Raw genomic sequence first — 21,178 nt, 5'->3', positions numbered from 1 at the left:
TTTTCAGCTTTTCTGATCGTTAGCCGTGGTGATCTTGTAGCGCCTGCAGGAATCATCTGTCGAATTTAGTGGTGCATATGAAAACTCTTTGATGGCTTGACGTTGTAGTGATTTGTTCACCACTGCGAAATGATTAATTTTTTGGGCGCCCAGCTTCTTAATTGAAGTATTTTCACCGTGGAGAACTCTGTTATAAGCGATCTTATTAATATGCTTGAAAGGTCCTACTTCACTTAGTTTTAGATACATGTCGTAGTCGACGGCGTTAGTGATTTTTTCGTCAAAACCGTCAGTAAGATTCCAAGCTCGCGCAGTGAACATCCTGAAGTGGTGCGCGATCATGGCCGTTGTTAGTTTTTCACGAGAAAACTCGGGCCAGTTGTAGCCGTTAGCAATAAGTGATCCGTCAGGATTAACATTTCTGTTAGTAGTGTAGACACAGGCAAGCGAGCGATTTAAGAAAAACTCGTGCAGGCAAAGTTCGACCGCATCTGGTTCTAGGTAATCGTCCGAATCTAGCTGGCCTATGTAGAAGCCACGTGTTAAGCGAACGGCACTATTGGACGCTGAACCAATCCCTCCGTTAGCTTTGGAAATTACTCTTACTCGTGGGTTTTTTCCATAATGATACTCCAAGACTTCGCAGGTGTTGTCAGTTGATCCATCATCACATATGCAAACCTCCAAGTCAGTGATGGTTTGATTCAGAGCGCTATCAACGCATTTAACGATGTGCTCGGCACAGTTGTATGCTGGGATGTAGATAGATACTAGAGGCTTGTTGAAAAGTTTTGCGTTGAGAAGTGGGAGGGGTTTCCGATAAAAGTAGGGGACCTTCTCTTTGACAATCTCGATCGTTATTTTTTTACCTTCAGCTCGATCGGTCTCATTCTCCTTTCCCGGAGGCTCCTGATGATAAGCCAAGCCGCCTTCTACTGCCCTGAAGAAGCACCCTTCACGGTAGAGTCGGTACCCAAACTCGTTATCCTCACCACCCCAGTGGTTAAAATCTTCGTCAAACCAACCGGCTTTTTTTAACCATTTACTGGAAAAAGCTACATTACCTCCACTGAAAAAACGGAATGGCGTGTCGCAAAGGCGTAAATTATCGGTTTTTTCAAAGTGCTCTAGTCGCCAGTCGACAGAAATCGAGTTTTGAGTTTTCCCCGCTACATTATTCTGCGTAAGTACTTCAGGCAACTCAGTAATCAATTTTCTATCTTTTGCAAAATCTTCGGCCAGTAGATTTTCAGTATCTATATATTTTCGCGGGCCAATCAGGGCGACGTCATCATCCTCTAGCAGCAATGTGACGTAGGATTCAACCCATTTCGGGTTTGGTGCCATATCACAGTCGAGAATTGCAACGAACTCAAATTTAGCTGTTCTTAGGCCAAGATTGCGTATGGCGCATAATTGATAGCCATAATCTTTCTGGCGCACATATTTAATGTCGAGAAGAGCTTCATATTTTCTTACAATGTTAACAATTTGCTCTGAGCTTCCGTCGTCAGCAACGATCACTTCAAAGGGATAATTCGTTTCTTGGTTTGTAAGGCAAGCTAACGTGATGTCGAGAATCTTACTGCGATTGAAGGTAGGGACTACGATACTAAGCCCTGCTTCCAGAATTCTCTGAGCACCTACACTGGGTTTCCGATTCCTGTTCCATTGAAAGTCATTTGAGCTGTCTGGGAGCGGAGCTAAAATTAAGGTGGTAGGCCAATCAGCTGGAATAGGGTTGACATTCTTGGTCTTAACTTCTTGCGAGCGGCGTGATGTGCATTTCTTCCACTCACTTAGAATGTTTTCTCGTTGCGGCTTAGTAAGTTTAATGTCTCCTGTGTTTGCGAGCATTAATTGGGTGGCAAGATCTAATCGAGCAGGATGTGCAAATGCAGGTTTATCTTCTAGCATATGCTTTAGGCACATAGTAATGTGTGCAGCTACAACATTTTCACCATACAAATGGCCTGCCTCGCGGAAAAGTTCTACAGCTTTTGAATAGTTTTTAATCTTGAATTCGTATATTGCGTTGCTCAGAATTTTCATATGTATAATTCTGTATATGCTCAGAGTAACTAGCTTGGATTAGTATGGTTTAACTTAGTGCACAACTCTTGTGGAAATTAGGCATGCATCTTTTTCCATTTTTTTTGTGATTAACTTTGCGTTCGGATGATGCTTCGTTATTTCTTCCAGCCACATTTGAGCTACTTCTTTTTCATCAGCTCGCTTGTAATCGTCGAGCACTACATCAATTGTTGCGTCATGGAAGTACTGCAAAACCATAGGGACCGCCGGATAACGCGCATGTACGCCAGTAGACCCGGGAGGGCCATCGACTATCACAAGTAAACTAACAGCGGTGCCACAGATTTTGATTTTATCTGCAAGCTCTGCCAACTTTAACTCACAGTCGTAGTAAGAATACGTGATTCCATTTGGAGCTTTGAATGGAGCAAGCGGTGCTAAAACAAGATCGACGTTCTCATTTGCATGTGCTTGGATCAAATCAGCATGGGTTTGAGCGTGATATTGTTCCAAGTGCTCGAATGCTGTTTGTAAAGTGGCTGGTTTTCCCTGCCTGTGGCGTCCCAACCTTTTCAAGGTTTTAGCTATGATCACTGTTGAGGTGCCAGAGCCAAACTCAAGGATCAGGTCATAATCATTGCCGTCGATCAACTCGACCAGGTACAGCGCAAAGTCCGGGCTGATTGGCCACCCGTGCATGCCGGGCAAATGCTCGCCGTGATTCAGATAGTTTTGAACGCCCATAAATGCTTCCAGCTGCTGTGCAGCATTAAGCATCTCCGACTTCACCGTACGTTCCAGAGACTGGCGCACTTTGATCATTTCGGCATTCTGTTGCTTAATCTGTTCGCTCAAGGCGGCGTGCTGCTTCTGCAAATCCTCGGACAACTTCTGAACGGCGCTTCTCTCGGTGGCGGGGCGGATGGCGCTTATGCCTGGCTTTTGCTGGGCGTCCAGGGCTGGCAGCCCAAGCTGGCCCAGTTCCTCGCGCACGCGGGCTTGTACCAGCAGGCGTACATCTGCACCGGGCGCGGCAATTTTCACGGCGCTCTGGAAGTGCCCCAGCGCCTGTTGCGAGCGGCCAGCAATGGCCGTGGCGCGGCCCAGAGTATTGTGCACGCCGGCAATGAGCACCTGGCTGATCAGCTTCTTGCTGCAGCCCCAGTCTTGGGCCAGGCGGGTGAACTGGCGCGCGGCGGTCATGTTGCCCTGTTGCTGGTGGGCGTCGGCAGCCAGCAGTGCCAGCTTGGCGCGGTCCGGGTGATGCTGCAGGGTTTCACGTTGCAGCTCAGCAAGGCTTTGCCAGTCCCCGAATTGCCATTGCGTACGGCTGCGCTCAAGCAAATTTTCGTCATAAGGAACCAACAGAGCATCCAGGCCTTCGTCGGCATCTTCCACAACAACCGGCTCGGCAGCGGGCTGTTGCTTGGCAGGTGGAGCCTTACGAAGGCGCAGCCAGTTGGCAATGGCTGTAAACATTGGCAAGCCCATTGTCAGAGCCCTGGCTCGCGCAGAAGCAGATCTTTGATCAACTCGAGCTGGGCTTCGCTCTTGACCAGTTCTTCTTCCAGCAAGCGCTGCCGATGCTGATACTCGACTGCTTCGCGCTCAAGTGTGTGCACATAACCCTGATTCGCTTCGAACGTATCCTTATGCTCGGCCAGCGCCTTCTGCAACTGGTCACGCTGTTCGCTGACCTTGTTCAGGTGCGCTTTGTATTCACCGGCTGATCTGTTTTGCGCCTCGCAGGTTTCGGTGAGCCTTGCGTTGTCCTTGGTCAAAGCATCGCGTTCGCTTGCAAGCTCGTTGGCCGTGGCGCTGAGTGCGTCAGCGCGGGCCTGGCGTTCGTCTGCGAGTTGCGTTTGCATCTGGCAGGCACCCGCCAGCTCGGCCCGTTGGTTCTCGAGCGTTTCATTGATCAGGGCCAGTTCGCTATTGCGGCTAGTCAGTGTGGCAAGCTCTGCTCGCAGGTCGCCTATCTGGCTGGCTTGCTGGTCGTAAGCTGCGGTCAACGCTGCATGCTGTTGCCGTAGCGCTTCGCAAGCGCTGGCAAGCTGGTCGCGCTCAGTGCCCATTGCATCAACTTGCACCTGCTGGGCGTTAGCCTGGGCGGCCTGTTCTTGCAGCGCCTGCTGCAGCTCGCCTTGTTGGGCTTGCATTGCTTCGCATGCAGAGAAGAGCCGGGCATTATCGCTTGCCAGATCATCGAGCTGTTGCTTTTGCTCGTTGGCCAGCCCGGTCAGTTCGAGCAGGGCTGCGTCGCGTTGCTGCAGTTGCTGCTCCAGCTCCTGTAGCTGCTGCTGGCTGTTTTGAGCAGCAGACGAAGACTGCGAGCGCAGCTGTGCAACTTCGCTGTGCAGGCGGTGCTGTGCCAGGCGCGTAGCGTTGCGTTCGAACAGCAGCTGGCTTTGCGGGAAGATGGCGTCCGGGTTGTCGGTGACCAGCTCGAAGCCAATGCTTTCCATCCAGGCGATTATCTCGCTGTCACTGGCATCATTTTGGTAGAGCGGCTCGCTGCTGCATTCGATAATCACCCAGCTGAAGGTGTGCAGTGCGGCTGCCGGGGTAGCTTGAAGTAGCTGCAATGCCTGCCCCGGTGCGGTAATGAGCAATGCCTGGGGTTGCTGGTTGTCCAGGCCATGTTCCGCCAAGAAAGCTTCAAGGCTGCGTGCTGGAACCTGCAATGCTTCATCGCGGCGCAGATTGGGGTAGTAGTTAAATAGATCGGCCGCCTGATTGAGGCTGCTGTAGGCGAGGTTGTTCAGCGCTTGCAGCGTTGCCGTTGGCTGTTCTTCGCCGGTAATGGCTACGGCAAACAGGTGTTCGCCCTCATCATAACGCAAGCGGCGGCCCAGTTCCTCGGCCAGGCGTGGATGGGCCTCGGCCAGCAGCAGCTGACGAAAACCTAGCTGTCGCCAGTCGCTGAGCTGGGTGCCAGTACCGGCACCTACGATCAGGAAGGTGTCCAGCCCGTCAGCGCTCTTTTCACGAATGTGACGCAGCAGCTCTTTCATCACTCAATGGTCTCGTCCAGCCGGGTTTCGACATCGTCCAGCAGGGCTTCAAGAATGCACTGCGCCTTGCGCAGTTCATGCAGTTGCGTCATGCCAGGCAGGGTGTTGTCACTAGGCTCGCACAGCAGGTCACCCAGCAAGGCGCATGCCTGGGTGCTGTCCGGGCGCTTGAGAAGGAACGATTTGAGCAGGGCGATAGCGGCTTCGCGCTGCTGTTGGTTAAGTAGCAGCTCAACACGCTGGGGCAGGCCGTGGTCTTGCATGTACTTCAGGCGCTTTGCAAGCATGGTGTCATTGGGTTGCAGGGCAATTGCCATCTGCAGGGCCTCTTCGGCCTGTTCGAATTGGCCCAGAGCAAACAGGCTGTTGGCCATGCCCAGGTGTGCCCAATGCAAGCGCAGGTCGCAACCGGCTGCTACGCGGAAAGCGGCCAAGGCCTCATCCGCATGGCCCAGCAGCATCAGGCATTCACCCAGTTTGCAGTAGCTCAGCGGGTTTTCTCCGAGTGCACTGTTGATGGTTTCCCATGCACTTTGAGCTTCAGCGACTTCGCCGGTTTCTTGCAGGCGTGAGGCCAGCCGATAAGCTTGTGCGAAGTTGCGCAGGTTGCCAGCGAAGCGGCTGTAATTGGGTTGGTTGATCAGTTCGGCCAGCATGCTAAGGCCAAGCGCTCGCGGGATCTGAGGATAGCTGGGCTGCCGTCGCTCAGGGCCAAAGGGTAGGGGATCGCCGCCAAGCGTGCCGCCCGTGTCCGCAACGCGCGCGGTTAAGCTATACACCTCGCCATCGAACAATTCGTGGGAGAGTTGCAAGTCGAACAGATAGCAACCATCGCCTATCCCGGCAGTTTGCAAGTCTTCTCGAAACTGCTCCGCAAGGCCTTGGGCAACGACTTCACCATTGGCGACAATTTCAATGGTCAGGCGTTTTTGCGGATGAGCCGGCGCGAACGCCCATCCGAAAGCGCGGTCGTCAAGAATGTAATCGAAATGGCCTATTACTTCGGTGCTCGATGCTGCGAGTGCAGAGAGGGAATTCATGGCATGTAATCTGCGATAGAGAACGAATGGAGGTTTAACGACCGCCTCAGAGAATGGCAGTTGCGTTTCTGCGGCGCGCGCATGCGGGACTTCCCCGGCGATACACGTACAATGACGCTATGGCGGGATGTAATTGCGTAGTGAGTGAGGGCGAGGCTGACGCGACGGTAAAATTGCGTTTTAGCCGTAGCGTAGAGTCGTGCCAATGTGGAGGCTGATTGAAATAAAGCAGCGCCCAATAAGGCAGAGCGCATGGTAGAGCTCAACAGTGCACACGCCGTGCTCAGGCAGAGCGAACTGGGGGTGTTTGCATCCGTGCCGTACATCTATCTATTCCTTCCCCAAGTGCCAGCAGCAAGCTGGGTAGATTTTCGTCTAGCAAAGCTGCTGACAGGTATCGCTAATCCACCGTAAGGCCCTGTTAAATAATCCAAAGCCAGCGCCGGATTATAAAACGGATCATTGTAATGCGCGAGAGTCCAGCGCTCAATGAACTTTTGTTGCTCTCGTAACGCGCGTGCTCGTTTCTCAGGCGCTGCATCTTTGCCGCGGCTGGCAGACTCTGCGTGTATAAGCTTGGCAAAGGGCGTCCACACCAGATGCAGCCCCTCATCTTGGAGCCTTAAGCAGAGGTCCACATCGTTAAAGGCCACCGGGAAAGCAGTTTCATCGAGTCCGCCTACTGTGTCATACACCGTTTTGCGCATGAGCATACACGCTGCGGTGATCGCACTCTGCCGGCGCGTTATCTGGTTGTTGCCCAAGTAGCCCGCGTCGTGCTCCGCAAGCATATTGCCGGTGTGAGCAGCCAAACCGTTCACGCCCACGACCACGCCGCCATGCTGAACCATGCCATTCGGCCACAGAAGCTTCGCCCCTACCGCTCCTACGCCTGGGCGCATAAGTTGAGCGACCATTTCTTTTAACCAGCAGCCCTCAATTATTTCAATGTCATTATTGATCAGGCCGATCACATCGCCAGTGGCTGCATCCGCGGCACGATTGTTGATTACTGAATAATTGAATGGGAAGGGATGACGCATCACTTTAACACCTCGCGTTTGCACCGAGGTGAGGTAATCAAGGGTTTGATGATCGGTGGATTGGTTATCGACAACGACTATTTCAAGGTTGGGATAATCTGTACGGGTCAGCAGCCCTTCTAGGCACTCATGCAGCAATTTGTATTGGTCGCGGGTTGGTACAATCAGGGTCACCCGCGGCAATTCGTCTGGTAAAGGCCAATGCGCTCTTAGGAGCGCTGGGTACTGCGCCACGCGACTGACAATCGCACCGGGTTCCAGCGTTCTACACAGCCATTCCGCCGCATTTAGCCTCTGCGCACATGGCTCTGCCAGCTCTGGGCTGGCGGGTGTATCATTGGCTCGGTGGTAGAGCACCCGCGGCAGGTGTATCACACTGGCGCTGTTGTAATGGGTCGCCAACGCGATTGCAGCCATAACGGTGTGCCAGCCGATGGTTAGCGGTTCATCGCTTTGTTCCAGCAGTGACAAGGCTCGTTCAACAATGTGAGCGCTGAAGATGGCACCTGGTGAAAAGATGTCAGCTCCTATAAAGAGGTCCAGGTCCCACGTAGGTTTGAACCACGGCACACTCCGCTCCCCTTCAGGGCCATCGCGGTCACAGTCGGCATAAGCCCAGTCGCTACCGTCATCCAATAGCGCGCAGAGATGTGGCAAGGCATGCGGGGCGAGGCGATCACCGGCAGCAAGCGGCAGAATGGAGTCGCACCCCTCAGCCAGCAGTTGTCGAAGGGCTGGTATAAGCTCGCTGGACAGTGCTGTGACCAAATGGTGTACCTGGTCAAGGTATCCCTCCAGGCTAGCCAAACTCTTATGCTCGCCATCCTTATTTCCTTCACTTATCAGCAAAAGGCCGACTTTAGCTTTTACGGCGGGGCGCTCCAGGTTTTCAAGCCGTTGAAAGGCTTCGAACCATGTTGGGTAGTGCTGCCAGCCTGAGCTTTTTGCCAGAAGTTGCTCTTGCTCCTGGGTGATCTCGCTAAGCAGGGCCAATATGTCAGGGTCGTGCCTGGAATCAAGTTGTCGCAGCAAGCCTACAGCACCCTCCGGGCGACAGCACACCCTGATAGGGCTTCCAGCGAGGGGTTGCTCCTGGTCATTCACAATGTCCAGTACATGTACCTTGCCGTCAGCCAGCTCCCACGGCAGATCGAGCGTGAAACCATGGTCACTGGTGGCGCGATATGCCAGTGCCTGGTGGTGGGTATTGCAGGTGGCTTGGCCGACTATCTGATCACCTTCACGCACAGTGATTTGCACGTGGCGGTTTGGCGACTGCGGGTCCCAAGACCAGCCCGCAACGCGCAGCCCGCCCGTATGCCACACCTGCGAGGCAAATGCGGGCGCTTGCTTGCTGGGGCTGGCGGGGAGCACGACAGTGCCATCCAAGGTGAAAGGTTGGTTGGCGATACGAGCACTAATAACCTTCGCCTCGGCCAGCCAGCTCTCGCGCAGTTGTACCGCAAAACCGTGAAATTGATCGCCCTGAGGCGCTTGCGGCTCGTATTGGTCGGCACGTGCCAATGCAATACCGGCACCGTCGATAAAAATTTCTACGACCGGGCGTTGATCCGGTTGCGCAGTGTCAATCGCCCAGCCCTGCAGCACATCGCCTTGCAGGCCTAGAATGGCGCCTTTAAAGGCTTGAATTGCGACGGGTTGCTGGCCCGCCTGGGGCATTTGCTGCAAGTCGTGAGTCATCAGGCTTGGCTCAGAGTTAAAGGGAGAGTGGCCAGTGTGTTCGCGCCGGCTTCTTCAGCAACAGGGCTTGGCGGTGCGTATAGGGGCATGGTGAGTTCGTCGGCGATGGTAGGTGCCAGCCAGCCAGCCCCCGGCGCATCATCCAGGCTCAATACGCCGTTGCAACCTGCTGCACGAGCGCGCTCTGCAAGGCTAAAACCCACTGGGGCGGCCAGCCGGTGAACGCTGCCGGTTGTCTGAAGTGCCTTGAGCCAAGGGGTGTCCTCCTTTGCCAGTAACACTAACGGCAGGCCTTGACGGGCTATATGTCTGGCCAGCTCGAGCCAGCGTTGGGCAATGATTGAGTTGAAGAGAGTGTCGCCAATCAGCAATACCCGGGGCGTAGTTGTCACTTTCGCTGGGTGCTGGTTGGTGGGCAGGGCTATCCAGTCAGCCGTGGGGCAGCTCTTTGAGTAGCTGCCTATCAGTGCTTGCCAAGGTAATTCCACTTTGGTCGCTTGTTGGATAAAACCGCGCCAATCGTAGTCTTCGGTTTGCCCCAGCATGCGGTCGTCGCGGCAAATGATTTGGTACGGTATGCCCAAGATACCGGGTAGATCACATAAGGAGGTTGGGCAGCGAGCCAGTTGCTCGTATACCAGTCTCTCGACAGGCAAACTGCGCAGGGTGTCGATCAGCATGCCGAATTCATCCGGCAGCTCGAAGTCCAGTTGCAGTGGGAGCGGGCGGAGCGGGGCTTGTAACGTTACCCAGTTGCGGTGGCTGTCATAGTGCCAGCCCAAGTTGAATTGAGCATCACTATGCGAACCACCGTGCAGGTGCAGAGTCCGCTGGTTTTGCTTGGGCCAACAGGCATCGCCGGCATTCCAGGGCCGGATGGCATTCTTGGCCAACCGGGCGCGTTGCAAGGCCTGGCGGGCAGGTTTGATAGGGTCGTGCAAGCAAAATCTGTTGTAGCGAGCTGGGGCGTCCGGGTACCGTTTGCGCAAAATGGCATTGTTATGTGCTACACGCAGGGTTTTTTCTGCGCCGAACGAAATGCCTCCTTGATGCGCCACGAACACATTTGTGGCGCCCATGTGTCGCCAACCCAGGTTACGGGCGCGCAGGCACCAGTCGGTTTCTTCGCCATAACCACGTGCCAGATGCACCTCGTCTAGGTAGCCCGCCTCATCCAGAGCTGCGCGCTTTATGTAAAGGCAGAATCCGCAGCCCGTTTCGATCTCTACCGGTGCGCTGTCGCATCTTTTAGCCAGAGTATCGAGTTCGGCTTGCTCTTTTGCGCTGGGCATGGCGTGGCTCACTCGGCTTATTGGGAAGCTCATCAGTTCGCCATTGTTGGTAAAGGGGGTGACCGAGGCGATGGTGGCATCGCTGTAAGCGACTTCGCGTAGTCTGTCCAGCCAATTTCCATGCACCCGGGTATCGGCATTCAGCCACACCACATCCTTGTTCGGGCTCAAGGCCATGGCGCGGTTAATGCTGCGGATGAAGCCCAGGTTCACGGCATTGGTCACCAGAGTGATCTTGCCCTTGGAAGCCAACACCTTCAGCGCTTTGGACAGTGCGGGCACTGGCGAAGCATCGTCTATAACCACCAGGCGGTGTGAGGTGCGGTTGAACTTACGGGCATTTAGTGCACTGTTTATGCACTCCAATGTCTCGTTGAAGCCGTTGTACACCGGAATAAGCACGTCCACCGGCTGCTGCTGGCCACCGCCGCCTGCAGGTAGGGGAGGTGTAAAGGCTGGCATTGCGAAAACCGGACTGCCTAATAGAGGGGTGCCATCGGCAAAATGCAGATGCACCGCGGCGGTGGGGTTCGGTACGCTGATGCGGAAGCCGCCATGGCTACCAGACAAGCCTGCGGCGCTGAGTAAAGGGTGCGATGCACTGGCAGACGTATCGGCTTGTATGCCGTTGGCCTGGAGCTTCAATGCAACGGGCGCCTCAAGGTTGCGCAAGTCAACCGCCCAACCCTGGATCACCTGCTGTTCAGGTAGATACTGTGCTACGCCTACTTTAGTCGGGATGTCAGCCAACCCTGCTAGCAGCTTGAGCACATGCGCCAGTTCCTGACCGGTATGAATATCTGGCAAATGAACCAAAATCGCGCGGTGCAGTGTGGCAGGGGACTCCGATTTACTCCGGGCCTGCCAAAGCGTCAAGCGCAGGGCCAGGTCGTTGGGCTGTGTCTGCCATGCCGTTGTCAAGTAACGGGTGGCGAGTTCGAAATGGTTTTGCGCCAGTAGGCTGCGCCCGACCAGTGCATGGATGTCTGCACGCTCAGGCAGGGCCTGAGCGGCATCGGCAAAATAAATAAAAGCCAGCTCGGGTGTTTGCGGTAATGCCGCGATGCCCTTCCAAACAAGCGCCTCCGCCCGGTACTCGGGTGTGTGCAAAGCGAGTTCGAGTGCCGCTGCCGCCGGGCCAGGTTCATTGGCCTGACGATGACGGTGGAAAATGTCCATGAGCGTTTCTCGCCCATGGTCGAGTTGTCTGGACATAAGCTTGGCTTGGCTACAAAAAATAAAAACAGGGGCGACCCGAAAGTCGCCCCCTTCAGCGAATGCCCAACCTCTCGGCCGGGGATTCGCATCGCTACAGCAGGGCTAGTTAAACTTGGCCGTGCAGCACAACGACGTTGTCGATGTGAGCAACAGCTTCGTCAGAACCAACGATGCCCAGCGCTACGTCTGCATGGGTGCCACCGTTAGCCAGCAGTGCTACCCAATCAGCCTTACCGTCTGCATCCGAAGCGCGACCCAGTGCGGACTGGTACAGGCCTTCAACGAAGTCGCTGTCAGCCTTAGTCTGAGCCTCGGCAGAACCAACGATGGCGGCAGCCACGTCAGCACGGCTTGCACCGTTGAACAGCTGGCCTACCCAAGCATTCAGGCCATCTGCCTCAGCTTCACGGCCCAGTACGTTCTCGTACAGGTCGCGGACGAAGTCGCCGTTCGACTGGTCGGCAGCGATCGCTTCTTGCGAGGTAGCGATAGCGGCAGCGATGTCGGCAAGGGACTGCGAACCGTTAGCCAGCTGGCCAGCCCAAGCAGCAGCGCCGTCGGCATCAGCGTCACGACCCAGCAGAGCTTGGTACAGTTCGTTGATGTCGGTAGCGTTGACAGGGCTGTTGAACTCGCTCGAGTTCAGGAAGATGTTGGCAATGTCGGTCAGCGAAACGCCAGCGTTCACTGCACCAACAAAGTCTTTCGCACCTTGCAGGTCAGCGTCACGGCCCAGGATGCCTTCATACAGGCGCAGAGCGGCAGCTTCCTCGTTGCTGTGAGCCAGCGCTACGGTCTCAACGGTTTCGCCATCAACGAAGGTCAGGAACTCAGCGTTGGTGATCGATGCAGTTTGGCCTACACCGGCAGCAGCGCTGGTCAGGTTGACATTGAAGTTGTTACCGACGGCGAAGTCATAGTCAGCACGCGAACCGTCCAGCTGGACAACGTCATAGCCAGCACCAGTGTCGACTACGTCGGTGTGAGCAGTGCCGCTCAGTACCACGGTGTCGTTGCCGCTGCCAGTTTTCACAACATTGTTGCCAGCACCAGCGATTACAGTGTTGTTACCGTTGCCGGTGGTGATAACGTCATTACCAGCGCCTGCGTCGATGAACGAGTTCTGGTCACCGCTTACGGTAATCACGTCATTACCAGCGCCAGTTGCGAGTACCAGGCCGATGTTATCGGTCGAGGCAGCAACGGCAATGTCCGAGGCCAGTGCGGCGAATGCTTGGGTAGCAACACCAGATTGGCCTTGCAGGTTAACGTTCAGGCTAGCGTTGCCTTCCAGGATGAACGCGCTTGCGCCGGCTGCTTCAGCTTCGGACAGGTCGACGGTTACCAAGTCAGCCGGAGTGCCAGCAATAGCGCCAGTGACCACGTCGACGTTGCCGCTGGCTGGCAGCTGCAGATTCACGCCGTCAAAGCTGCCAACGTTCACTTGAGCGCCTTCAGCGTTCAGGCCCAGCAGGGTGCTGATGGCGGCTACAGTGCTGTCCGACAGCGAGGTGCTGTTCAGGTAGGAGGTGAACTGATCGGACGATACGGGGTTATCGTATTGCATGGTGTATTCCTGTTACTTCAAGCCGATTGGCTTGCGGTGCTGATTTTCTGCTTAAAGGCAGAGTTTTCCCACGGAGACTTAGAGCGGGCAGCGTTCGTCTTCGTAACGGGATTAACGGCAATATGCAGCGCCACCAGAGGCTCAGTGCCTGTGGGGCCATGCATCATCTGATTGTTTACAAGGCACTGCGGCTCAGCGTCGCCGAACACGATGTGGCCTGAAAGTTCGTAATGTTTGCGCTGAGGGCCAACCAAGCTGAAACCTGCGCAGATCAACGGCAGGCCTTCGCCACGCAAACCGACAAAGGTACCGGTAGCAACGTTTCGACTTGGGCCCGATCCGGCCACCATGCAGGTGTATAGAAGGTCAACCCCTGCAGGTTTATTGACCCAGTCAATGGCGAAGCATTCGATAAAATCTCCGCTGCCTGGCGAACCTACCCAGCCTTCGGTAGACACAAGTTCCCCACTGCGCTGCAGGTGGGCTGTGAGATTAAGCGGGGTGTGCGCGTTGGCAGTCAGCGCAGGCGCTGGATCGCCGGTAACTACAGCAAAGGTGCGCATAATGGCAGGAGAGGTGTCGATGCGATCAATGCGCAGGTCAACAGGCTCGATCACGTCATCAAACATGTGATATTCGGTGATCAGCAGGGTGGTCACACCACCTTTGACGCGTGCCACAATGGTGTCCCCGAGCTTGGTCAGCATGTTCTTGCTAACGCCCTCTGCAGGGAAGAAGTCAATGGAGCCTTTGCCTAGTGGCGCCTGCTGGAGGGCTATACATACGGGCTTGTCGGCAGGGGGTTGCGAAGCAAACCGGAAGATGAACATGCCCGGCTCAAGCAAAGTAACACGAGAGCTGATTTTCAGGCCGTCAAGGGGTTGCGAAGGCATGGACATGGGGTTGTTAAGCTCCTTTTAGACAAAACACTGGTAGCTAACATGCTCAAACCCGTGCATACACACAAATGGCCAGTGATGGCTCCCTGCGAAGGTGTGAAGATGCAATGCGCAGGCACGGTTGTCAACTCAGAAGGGTAAAAAAAATTTCATTAATAAATTGAACAAAATCATTCATTTAACGGTCTTGGCGTTTCTGCAGCTGATAACCCAGGATGTTGCTCGGTTTTAGGATTTCTAACAAAAATCCTTAAAAATCAGGGGCGTAAATTTTTAGCATATTTAGCTTGACAAGATTTGACAATTTTACGTCGATTTGCTGGATTGGCTTTTGAGGATGCCGCCCGTCGCTTTTGTCATTTGACAGCGTTTTTGTTGCATGGGTGCTTCGGCGTGCTGTCGCTGAGCGGGGTTGCATCGTCGCGCTTCTAGGCTTACTCGTACGTTTTCACAAACTTGGGCGTCAGGCTCAGGTACGCTCAGAAATGCGCGTCGCTGCCCTCGTGGTTGGACGCGGGTGATACACTGGCGGCCGTTTTCGTCTATCTCAGTATGGATACCATGAGTTCTCTATCTGATAACAACCTGCAAGCCGCTCTCAAAGCCTGCAAAAGTAGCTTTCTGGCGGTCGGCTTCTTCAGCTTTTTTGTGAACGCACTGATGCTGGTGCCCACCTTTTACATGATCCAGATATCAGGCCGGGTGGTTCCATCCAGCAGCACGTCAACCCTTTTGATGTTGACGTTGATCCTGACGGTGTTGATCGCCACGATGGGTGCCCTCGAGTGGGTGCGCTCCCGGATCATGGTACGTATCAGCAACCGTCTGGATGTCATGCTCAGCCGCGATGTCTATCGCGCAAGCTTCAAGCGCGCACTCTCGAGCGGGGGAGCGGACGCCACGGCGCAGTCGCTGAACGACCTTACTGCGCTGCGCCAGTTCTTTACAGGTTCAGGGTTGTTCGCTTTCTTTGATGCCCCTTGGTTTCCTATCTACACCGTCGTCATGTTCCTGTTCCATCCCTGGTTCGGTTATATGACGTTAGCGTGCGGGCTGGTTTTGGCTGCCTTGGCTGTTGTCAACCACCGCCTGACTGCCAATGCGTTGGCAAATGCCAATAAAGAGAACGTCGCTTCGAATGTGGTGACAACCAAAACGCTGCGTAACGCGGAAGTCATTGAGTCGATGGGCATGCTCGAGACGCTCATGAACCGATGGGCCAAGCGCCAGCGTCGTATCATGTTGATGCAGTCTGAGGCCAGTGATAAGGGTGGGATCGTCAGCACCCTCTCGAAAACTTTCCGTACCTGGTCCCAGTCAATCATGCTGGCGATCGGTGCTTACTTGGTGGTCACCCACGAGATCAACCCCGGCCTGCTAATGGCGGGTTCGTTGCTGCTAGGGCGAGCATTGGCACCCATCGATCAGATGATCGGTAGTTGGAAAGGTTTCGTTGCTGCAAAGGTGCAATACGACCGTTTGAGCAAGGTATTGGACGAACTGAGCAAAGAGCCTGAGCGTATGCCGCTTCCGGCACCCGAGGGTCAGATTCAGGTCGAGAACTTGGTGGTAGCTCCGCCGGGTGCCAAGGCGCCTGTAATTCGTAATATGAGTTTCGTTGTGCCCTCTGGCTCTATCGTTGGCATTGTCGGTCCGAGTGCAGCAGGCAAGTCCACTCTGGTGCGAGCGTTGATGGGCATCTGGCCGCCGCAACATGGAGTTGTGCGTCTGGACGGTGCCGATATCGCCAGCTGGGACAAGCAAGCGCTGGGTCAGTATGTCGGCTACCTGCCGCAAGATATCGAGTTGTTCGAGGGCAGTATCAGCGAAAATATCGCACGCTTCGACAAGATCGACCCTGAAAAAGTGGTGCAGGCTGCACAGGTGGCTGGAGTACACGAAATGATTTTGATGCTGCCAGACGGCTATGACACTGTGATCGGTAGGGATGGTGTCAACCTCTCCGGAGGCCAACGTCAGCGTATTGGGCTGGCGCGGGCCATTTACGGTAACCCTCGTTTGATCGTGCTCGACGAGCCCAATTCCAATCTGGACGATGTCGGCGAGCGTGCTTTGGGCGTCGCCTTGCAGAAGCTCAAGGAAACTGGTGCCACGGTGTTCATCGTATCCCATCGCCCTAATATCCTGACGCGGTTGGACCGCATACTGGTCATGGCAGGGGGAGCCATTTCGCTGTATGGCGAGCGGGACCGTGTTATCGCTGAGTTGGCTGCGCAGCAGGCTAAGGGCCAGCAGCGAGTCGCTCAGGCTGCCGGTGCCCAGCCCCAGGGGGCCACCACACCCGAACCAGCTTCCCCGGCACCTGCTGGCGTGGCGCCCGTCGTACCGACCAGTACTGGCGCTTAAAAGGACTTTCAGATGAGCAGTAAAGCGATCAGCACGTTCGATCACAACTTCGATGACATGCCCACTTCCGATAAGGCTATCCGTCGTCTCGGCATCGTCATTGTATTTGTTACGTTTGGCATTTTTGGTACATGGGCTGCGTTTGCACCTTTGAGCAACGCAGTGCACGGCACGGGAGTGGTCACCGTCCAAAACTATCGCAAGACTGTGCAGCACCTTGAGGGTGGAATCGTCAAAGAGCTACATGCCCGAGACGGTGACTTGGTAAAAAAGGGCGATCCCTTGATCGTGTTGGATGAGAGCCAGTTGAGCGCCGAGTACGAGTCTACGCGTAATCAGCTGATCGTGGCCCGTTACAAAGAGGCTAGGCTCCGCGCTGAGCGCGACGGTTTGGCTGCCATTCCAGTAGTAAAGATGGACGGCACAGATTCCGCCCGTGCAACTGAAGCCCTGAACGGTGAGCTGCAGGTCTTCACAGCCCGCCACAAGTCATTGCAGGGTGAGATCTCGGTCAACCGCGAGCGTATCGAGCAAATGAAGCAGCAGATAGTCGGCCTTAACGACATGATCCGTACCAAGCGGGGTTTGGAGAAGTCGTACAGCGGCGAAATCAAGCAGCTGCGGGAGCTTTTGGCGGAAGGGTTCGTCGATAATCAGCGCTTATTGGAGCAAGAGCGCCACCTTGACATGCTCAAGACTGAGGTTGCTGATCATGAATCAACTATCAGTAAGACGAGGTTGCAAATCGGCGAGACTGAACTTCAGATCGTGCAGCTAAAAAAGAAATTCGACTCTGACGTTGCGAGCGAGCTATCTGACGTGCAGGCCAAGGTGTTCGACCTTCAAGAGAAGGAAGCGGCGTTGCGTGACCGGTTGTCACGTGTGGTGATTCGCGCGCCTGAGAGCGGCATGGTGTTAGACATGAAAGTGCACACCATTGGCGGTGTTGTTAGTGCGGGTACGCCGCTGTTGGACATCGTACCTGAGGCGTCGGAACTGGTCGTTGAAGCCAGGGTAGATCCCAGGGACATCGACCGCCTCAAGTTGGGTAAAACCGCAGATGTCCGCTTCAGCGCGTTCAGTGCAGCCACCACACCGGTGATCGAAGGCAACCTTGTGCGCATTTCGGCCGACCGACTGACCGATGAGCACTCGGGCGATCCTTACTACTTGGTGAGGGTAAAGGTTTCAGACGACGGTATGAAGAAGCTCGGCAACCGCAAGCTACAGCCGGGCATGCCGGCTGAAGTATTGATCAATGCAGGTGAGCGCACGATGCTGGAATACCTGTTGAAACCGGCGAGCAACATGTTCGCTCAATCGCTGATTGAGGAATAACCGTGCTGCGTCTGTTACCTGGTTTACTCATTTGTATGGCGGCCATGCAGGCAGCTGCGGTTGAGTCGAAGGGCATGGCTATCGAGCCGGCCAAGGGCGTTTCAGCATCAACCTATTCCCTGGACCTTGCCGGACTTTACCGCGAAGCGCGCCTTGAAGACCCTCGTGTGCTGGCCGCCTACGCCAACGCTCGGACCGCCGCTGCGCAGCAGCGCGAGGCGTTGGGGCAGCTGCTGCCACAGGTATCCGCCAATGCCAACTCAAGCCGTGTGCTACGCAAAAACGAGGCCACCCGCGATATCTACAATAATGAAACTTACTCCCTGAGTCTCACGCAGTACCTGTACAACAAGCCGGCCTGGGAGCGTTATCAGAAGTCCAAGAGTGTCAAGGCACAGAAAGGTCAGCAGGCTGAGGACACCCTGGCGGAGGCGACTGTAGATCTGGCCAAGCGTTATTTTGTAGCTCTTGCCGCCGATGATGAGTTGGCGCTGGTTCAGGCAGAGCGCCGCGCCACGCAGAAAAACCTGGACCGTGTCAGCATGATGTTCGACCGGCAGATGGCAAAAATCACGGATAAGCTCGACATGCAGGCGCGGGTTGACGCCTTGGCTGCTCAGGAAGTTGATGCGCGCAACCAAGTGCAAGTCAGTCGCGAGGCGCTGGCCGAAATTGTCGGGCGGCCCATCCACGAGCCGCTCAGCCGGGTGCGTAATGATGTCGCACTGCAGGCTCCGACGCGGCCGCTGCAAAGCTGGATTACTCAGGCTGTTGAAACCAACCCGATGCTAAAGGCCTCTCAGAGCAATGCCGAAGCGGCGAATGCTGCCGTGCGTGAAGGCAAGGGTGAACACTACCCCCAGCTCGCCTTGAGTCTGAGTGCTCAGCAAAGTGACCAAGGTTACGACAACACTCAGGCCCCGCGTAGCGACAGCTATGTGGCCAGCTTGGGATTAAAAATTCCTATCTATAGCGGGGGAGCCACTTCCGCTCGGGTCCGGGGTTTGTATGACCAGCAGCTGGCGGCGGAGGTCCAAGCAGAGGGTATTCGTAGGCAGGTTGTGAAGGAGACGACTACCGCCTACCTCACTGCTCAGTCCAGCGTTCAGAAAATCAGCGCCAACCGTAACGCGTTGTCTTCAGCCCAGAAGTCAAGCCTGGCGGCGCAGAAGGCATTTACCTTTGGTGTTGTGAATGCGGTGGACGTTTTGACTGCAGTGCAAAACGAGTTCAAGGCGCGCCGTGATCTGCTCAAGTCCCAGTACGACTTCATCACCAATCTGTTTCTGCTTAATCGCTGGGCGGGAGAGCTGAATCAGGAGAGTGTCGACAGTGTTAACGTGTGGCTTAGCCCTGTGCCTGATGCAATGCTGCCTGGTGGAGACGTTGCGAGCCTGGATGCGCGTAATTGAGTTAACGAGACACGCGCGACCCCGAGCATTCTAGGCCGGTAATTGGTGTAGGCGGAGAGTTTGGCGGCGCATCGACTCTCCACCTGTCCTTCAATTAGCCGTGGCTGACTGGCTGTGTTCCTGCAGAGGCTGTGTCGAGCGCAGTACACAACCTATGTATACTGCGTGGTTTAGCCTCGATCGACGCCCCGCCAGTGAGGCGTAGTGAGCAGCAGGTTCCGAGATAGCTTTCATGGATAGACTTACCACCCTTGTCACTGGCGCCAGCGGCTTTATTGGTGGAGCGCTTTGCGTCTCGCTGGATGCACGGGGCGCCTTTGCTATCAGAGCGGCCGTGCGCGTGGCCTGTACAGCGCTTCCTCCGGGTGTCGAGCCCGTTAGTATCAGTAATCTGACCACCTCTACTGGCTGGGCTGCAGCGCTTACAGGTGTTGATGTAGTAGTGCATGCCGCAGCGCGCGTGCACGTCATGCAAGAAACCGCCACCGATAGCCTTGCCGAATTTCGCCGGGTCAATGTGGAAGGTACGCTGAACCTGGCACGGCAGGCCGCCGCCGCCGGTGTGCGCCGTTTCATTTTCATCAGCTCCATCAAGGTGAACGGTGAAACCAGCCAGCCAGGTAGGCCGTTGCGGGCAGATGACAAGCCTGCGCCCCAGGATGCTTACGGCGTGTCCAAGCACGAAGCCGAGCAAGGTCTGCATGCGCTGGCTGCAAGCACTGGCATGGAGGTAGTGGTGATTCGCCCGGTGCTGGTGTACGGCCCCGGGGTCAAGGCCAACTTCCTCAGCATGATGCGCTGGGTGCACCGCGGTGTGCCGTTGCCATTGGGCGCGGTGCACAACCGGCGCAGCCTCGTATCGCTGGCAAACCTGGTTGACCTGATCACCACCTGCATCGATCACCCGGCCGCAGCGGGGCAGACGTTCCTGGCCAGCGATGGCGACGATGTTTCCCTCAGCCAGCTATTGCGGGCCTTGGGCCAAGCGATGGGCCGGCCAGCAAGGCTCCTGCCGGTACCCGCCGCGCTGTTGAAAACTGCCGCGTCGCTGCTGGGCCGTCGGGACCTGGCGCAGCGCTTGCTGGGCTCGCTGCAGGTGGACATCACCAAGAACCGCGAACTGTTGGGCTGGCACCCCCCTTACACGCTGCAGCAAGGCCTGACCCTGGCTGCCCGACCTTTTCTGGAAGCTCACCACCGATGATTTGGCTGATTGTGATTGCAGGCCTGGCAGCCTGGCTGATGACCGGTGCGCTGCGGCGCTATGCATTGGCTCGCAGCCTGCTGGACGTGCCCAATGCACGTAGCTCGCATACGCTGCCAACGCCGCGCGGTGGCGGCCTGGCGTTCGTCGTTGCGTTTTTGGTGGGTGCACTAGGGCTTGCGCTTTGGGGGGCAGTAGACCCGTCAGCCCTGGTAGCTGTGCTGGGGGCGGGCGGTTTGGTGGCCGTCATCGGCTTTATGGACGACCACGGGCATATCGCCGCCCGCTGGCGCCTGCTGGGCCATTTCGCCGCTGCCGCCTGGGGGCTGGCCTGGATGGGGGGCATGCCACCCATTGAGATCTTCGGGTGGCCGTTGCACGCGCTCTGGCTGAGCGTACCGCTGGGCCTGCTGTACCTGGTCTGGCTGCTCAACCTCTACAACTTCATGGACGGCATCGACGGCATCGCCAGTATCGAAGCCATCTGCGTGTGCCTGGGCGGTACGCTGCTGTTCTGGCTGGTGGGTGCGCCCGGCGCGGCCTGGCTACCGCTGCTGCTGGCGGCCACAGTGACTGGTTTCCTGATGTGGAACTTCCCCCCGGCGCGTATTTTCATGGGGGACGCCGGCAGCGGTTTCCTGGGCATGGCACTCGGTTTGCTGGCGTTACTGGCAGGTTGGGTAAACCCGCTACTATTCTGGGGGTGGTTAATACTTTTGGGTGTATTCGTGGTCGACGCCACCTTCACCCTCGGCCGGCGCCTGCTGCGCGGCGAGAAGGTCTACGAAGCGCACCGCAGCCACGCCTACCAGTACGCTTCGCGGCGTCACGGCAGCCATCGCCCGGTAAGCCTGGCGGTGGCGGCCATCAACCTGGGCTGGCTGCTGCCGGTCGCTGTCGTGGTCGTGGTGTTCAAACTCGATGGGGCATGGGGAACCTTGGTGGCCTATGCGCCTCTGATACTGTTGGCAATCGCCTACCATGCAGGGGAAAAAGAATAGGATGCTCCAGCACTACAGGCGCCACCCAGCGTTTCTCAGCGCTGCTGA

The 21,178-nt window shown here is 56.0% G+C and carries 14 protein-coding genes; 6 read left to right on the top strand and 8 right to left on the bottom strand.

Going from position 1 to position 21,178, the window contains the following annotated elements:
- Positions 1 to 3: 3 nt before the first annotated feature.
- The 4 genes from PPA02S_RS11010 to PPA02S_RS23335 are packed head-to-tail and all read right to left on the bottom strand — an operon-like array spanning position 4 to position 5,704.
- The gene (locus tag PPA02S_RS11010) at positions 4 to 2,052 is read right to left on the bottom strand and encodes a glycosyltransferase family 2 protein (protein WP_028634722.1); all 2,049 of its coding nucleotides are present in this window, start codon (positions 2,050 to 2,052) and stop codon (positions 4 to 6) included.
- A gap of 54 nt (positions 2,053 to 2,106) precedes the next feature.
- Positions 2,107 to 3,513 carry a tetratricopeptide repeat protein gene (locus tag PPA02S_RS11005; RefSeq protein ID WP_245614673.1) on the bottom strand — a complete coding sequence of 469 codons (1,407 nt, stop codon included), beginning with the start codon at positions 3,511 to 3,513 and terminating at the stop codon, positions 2,107 to 2,109.
- Positions 3,514 to 3,527: 14 nt separating this feature from the next.
- Positions 3,528 to 5,048 carry a coiled-coil domain-containing protein gene (locus PPA02S_RS11000; protein WP_028634724.1) on the bottom strand — a complete coding sequence of 507 codons (1,521 nt, stop codon included), beginning with the start codon at positions 5,046 to 5,048 and terminating at the stop codon, positions 3,528 to 3,530.
- Positions 5,048 to 5,704, bottom strand: a complete 657-nt coding sequence (locus PPA02S_RS23335; RefSeq protein WP_245614672.1) for a tetratricopeptide repeat protein — start codon at positions 5,702 to 5,704, stop codon at positions 5,048 to 5,050. The genes PPA02S_RS11000 and PPA02S_RS23335 overlap by 1 nt, the downstream gene beginning before the upstream one ends.
- 141 nt (positions 5,705 to 5,845) lie before the next feature.
- On the opposite strand from PPA02S_RS23335, the gene PPA02S_RS23330 reads away from it, so the two are divergent.
- On the top strand, positions 5,846 to 6,097 hold the full coding sequence (locus PPA02S_RS23330; RefSeq protein ID WP_245614671.1) for a hypothetical protein: 252 nt from the start codon (positions 5,846 to 5,848) through the stop codon (positions 6,095 to 6,097).
- A gap of 317 nt (positions 6,098 to 6,414) precedes the next feature.
- Here PPA02S_RS23330 and PPA02S_RS10990 read toward each other — a convergent pair whose 3' ends face one another.
- The 4 genes from PPA02S_RS10990 to PPA02S_RS10975 all read right to left on the bottom strand — a co-directional run bounded on the left by PPA02S_RS10990 (position 6,415) and on the right by PPA02S_RS10975 (position 13,802).
- Positions 6,415 to 8,832 carry a glycosyltransferase family 2 protein gene (locus PPA02S_RS10990; protein ID WP_033728139.1) on the bottom strand — a complete coding sequence of 806 codons (2,418 nt, stop codon included), beginning with the start codon at positions 8,830 to 8,832 and terminating at the stop codon, positions 6,415 to 6,417.
- A complete protein-coding gene (locus tag PPA02S_RS10985) occupies positions 8,832 to 11,303 on the bottom strand; it encodes a glycosyltransferase family 2 protein (RefSeq protein WP_028634726.1) in 2,472 nt (823 codons plus the stop codon). Before PPA02S_RS10985 ends, PPA02S_RS10990 begins: the two co-directional genes overlap by 1 nt.
- Positions 11,304 to 11,448: 145 nt before the next feature.
- On the bottom strand, positions 11,449 to 12,909 hold the full coding sequence (locus PPA02S_RS10980; protein WP_028634727.1) for a DUF4214 domain-containing protein: 1,461 nt from the start codon (positions 12,907 to 12,909) through the stop codon (positions 11,449 to 11,451).
- Positions 12,910 to 12,926: 17 nt separating this feature from the next.
- Positions 12,927 to 13,802, bottom strand: coding sequence for a hypothetical protein (locus tag PPA02S_RS10975; RefSeq protein WP_033728153.1), 876 nt, complete (start codon positions 13,800 to 13,802; stop codon positions 12,927 to 12,929).
- 567 nt (positions 13,803 to 14,369) lie between these two features.
- Here PPA02S_RS10975 and PPA02S_RS10970 point away from each other — a divergent pair.
- The 5 genes from PPA02S_RS10970 (at position 14,370) to PPA02S_RS10950 (ending at position 21,130) form a co-directional block, all read left to right on the top strand.
- Positions 14,370 to 16,175 (top strand): type I secretion system permease/ATPase, encoded by a 1,806-nt coding sequence (locus PPA02S_RS10970; protein WP_033728157.1) that lies wholly within the window; start codon positions 14,370 to 14,372, stop codon positions 16,173 to 16,175.
- 12 nt (positions 16,176 to 16,187) lie between these two features.
- Positions 16,188 to 17,513, top strand: a complete 1,326-nt coding sequence (locus PPA02S_RS10965; protein WP_028634729.1) for an HlyD family type I secretion periplasmic adaptor subunit — start codon at positions 16,188 to 16,190, stop codon at positions 17,511 to 17,513.
- A gap of 35 nt (positions 17,514 to 17,548) precedes the next feature.
- Positions 17,549 to 18,925 carry a TolC family outer membrane protein gene (locus PPA02S_RS10960; RefSeq protein WP_428829808.1) on the top strand — a complete coding sequence of 459 codons (1,377 nt, stop codon included), beginning with the start codon at positions 17,549 to 17,551 and terminating at the stop codon, positions 18,923 to 18,925.
- A gap of 232 nt (positions 18,926 to 19,157) precedes the next feature.
- The gene (locus PPA02S_RS10955) at positions 19,158 to 20,129 is read left to right on the top strand and encodes a UDP-glucose 4-epimerase family protein (RefSeq protein ID WP_028634731.1); all 972 of its coding nucleotides are present in this window, start codon (positions 19,158 to 19,160) and stop codon (positions 20,127 to 20,129) included.
- Positions 20,126 to 21,130, top strand: a complete 1,005-nt coding sequence (locus PPA02S_RS10950; RefSeq protein ID WP_028634732.1) for an MraY family glycosyltransferase — start codon at positions 20,126 to 20,128, stop codon at positions 21,128 to 21,130. The genes PPA02S_RS10955 and PPA02S_RS10950 overlap by 4 nt, the downstream gene beginning before the upstream one ends.
- Positions 21,131 to 21,178: the final 48 nt, after the last annotated feature.

This window comes from Pseudomonas parafulva NBRC 16636 = DSM 17004 (assembly GCF_000730645.1).
Taxonomy (GTDB): Bacteria; Pseudomonadota; Gammaproteobacteria; order Pseudomonadales; family Pseudomonadaceae; genus Aquipseudomonas; species Aquipseudomonas parafulva.
Note: the sequence above shows the minus strand (reverse complement) of the source record. Positions and strands in the feature narration are given on the sequence as shown.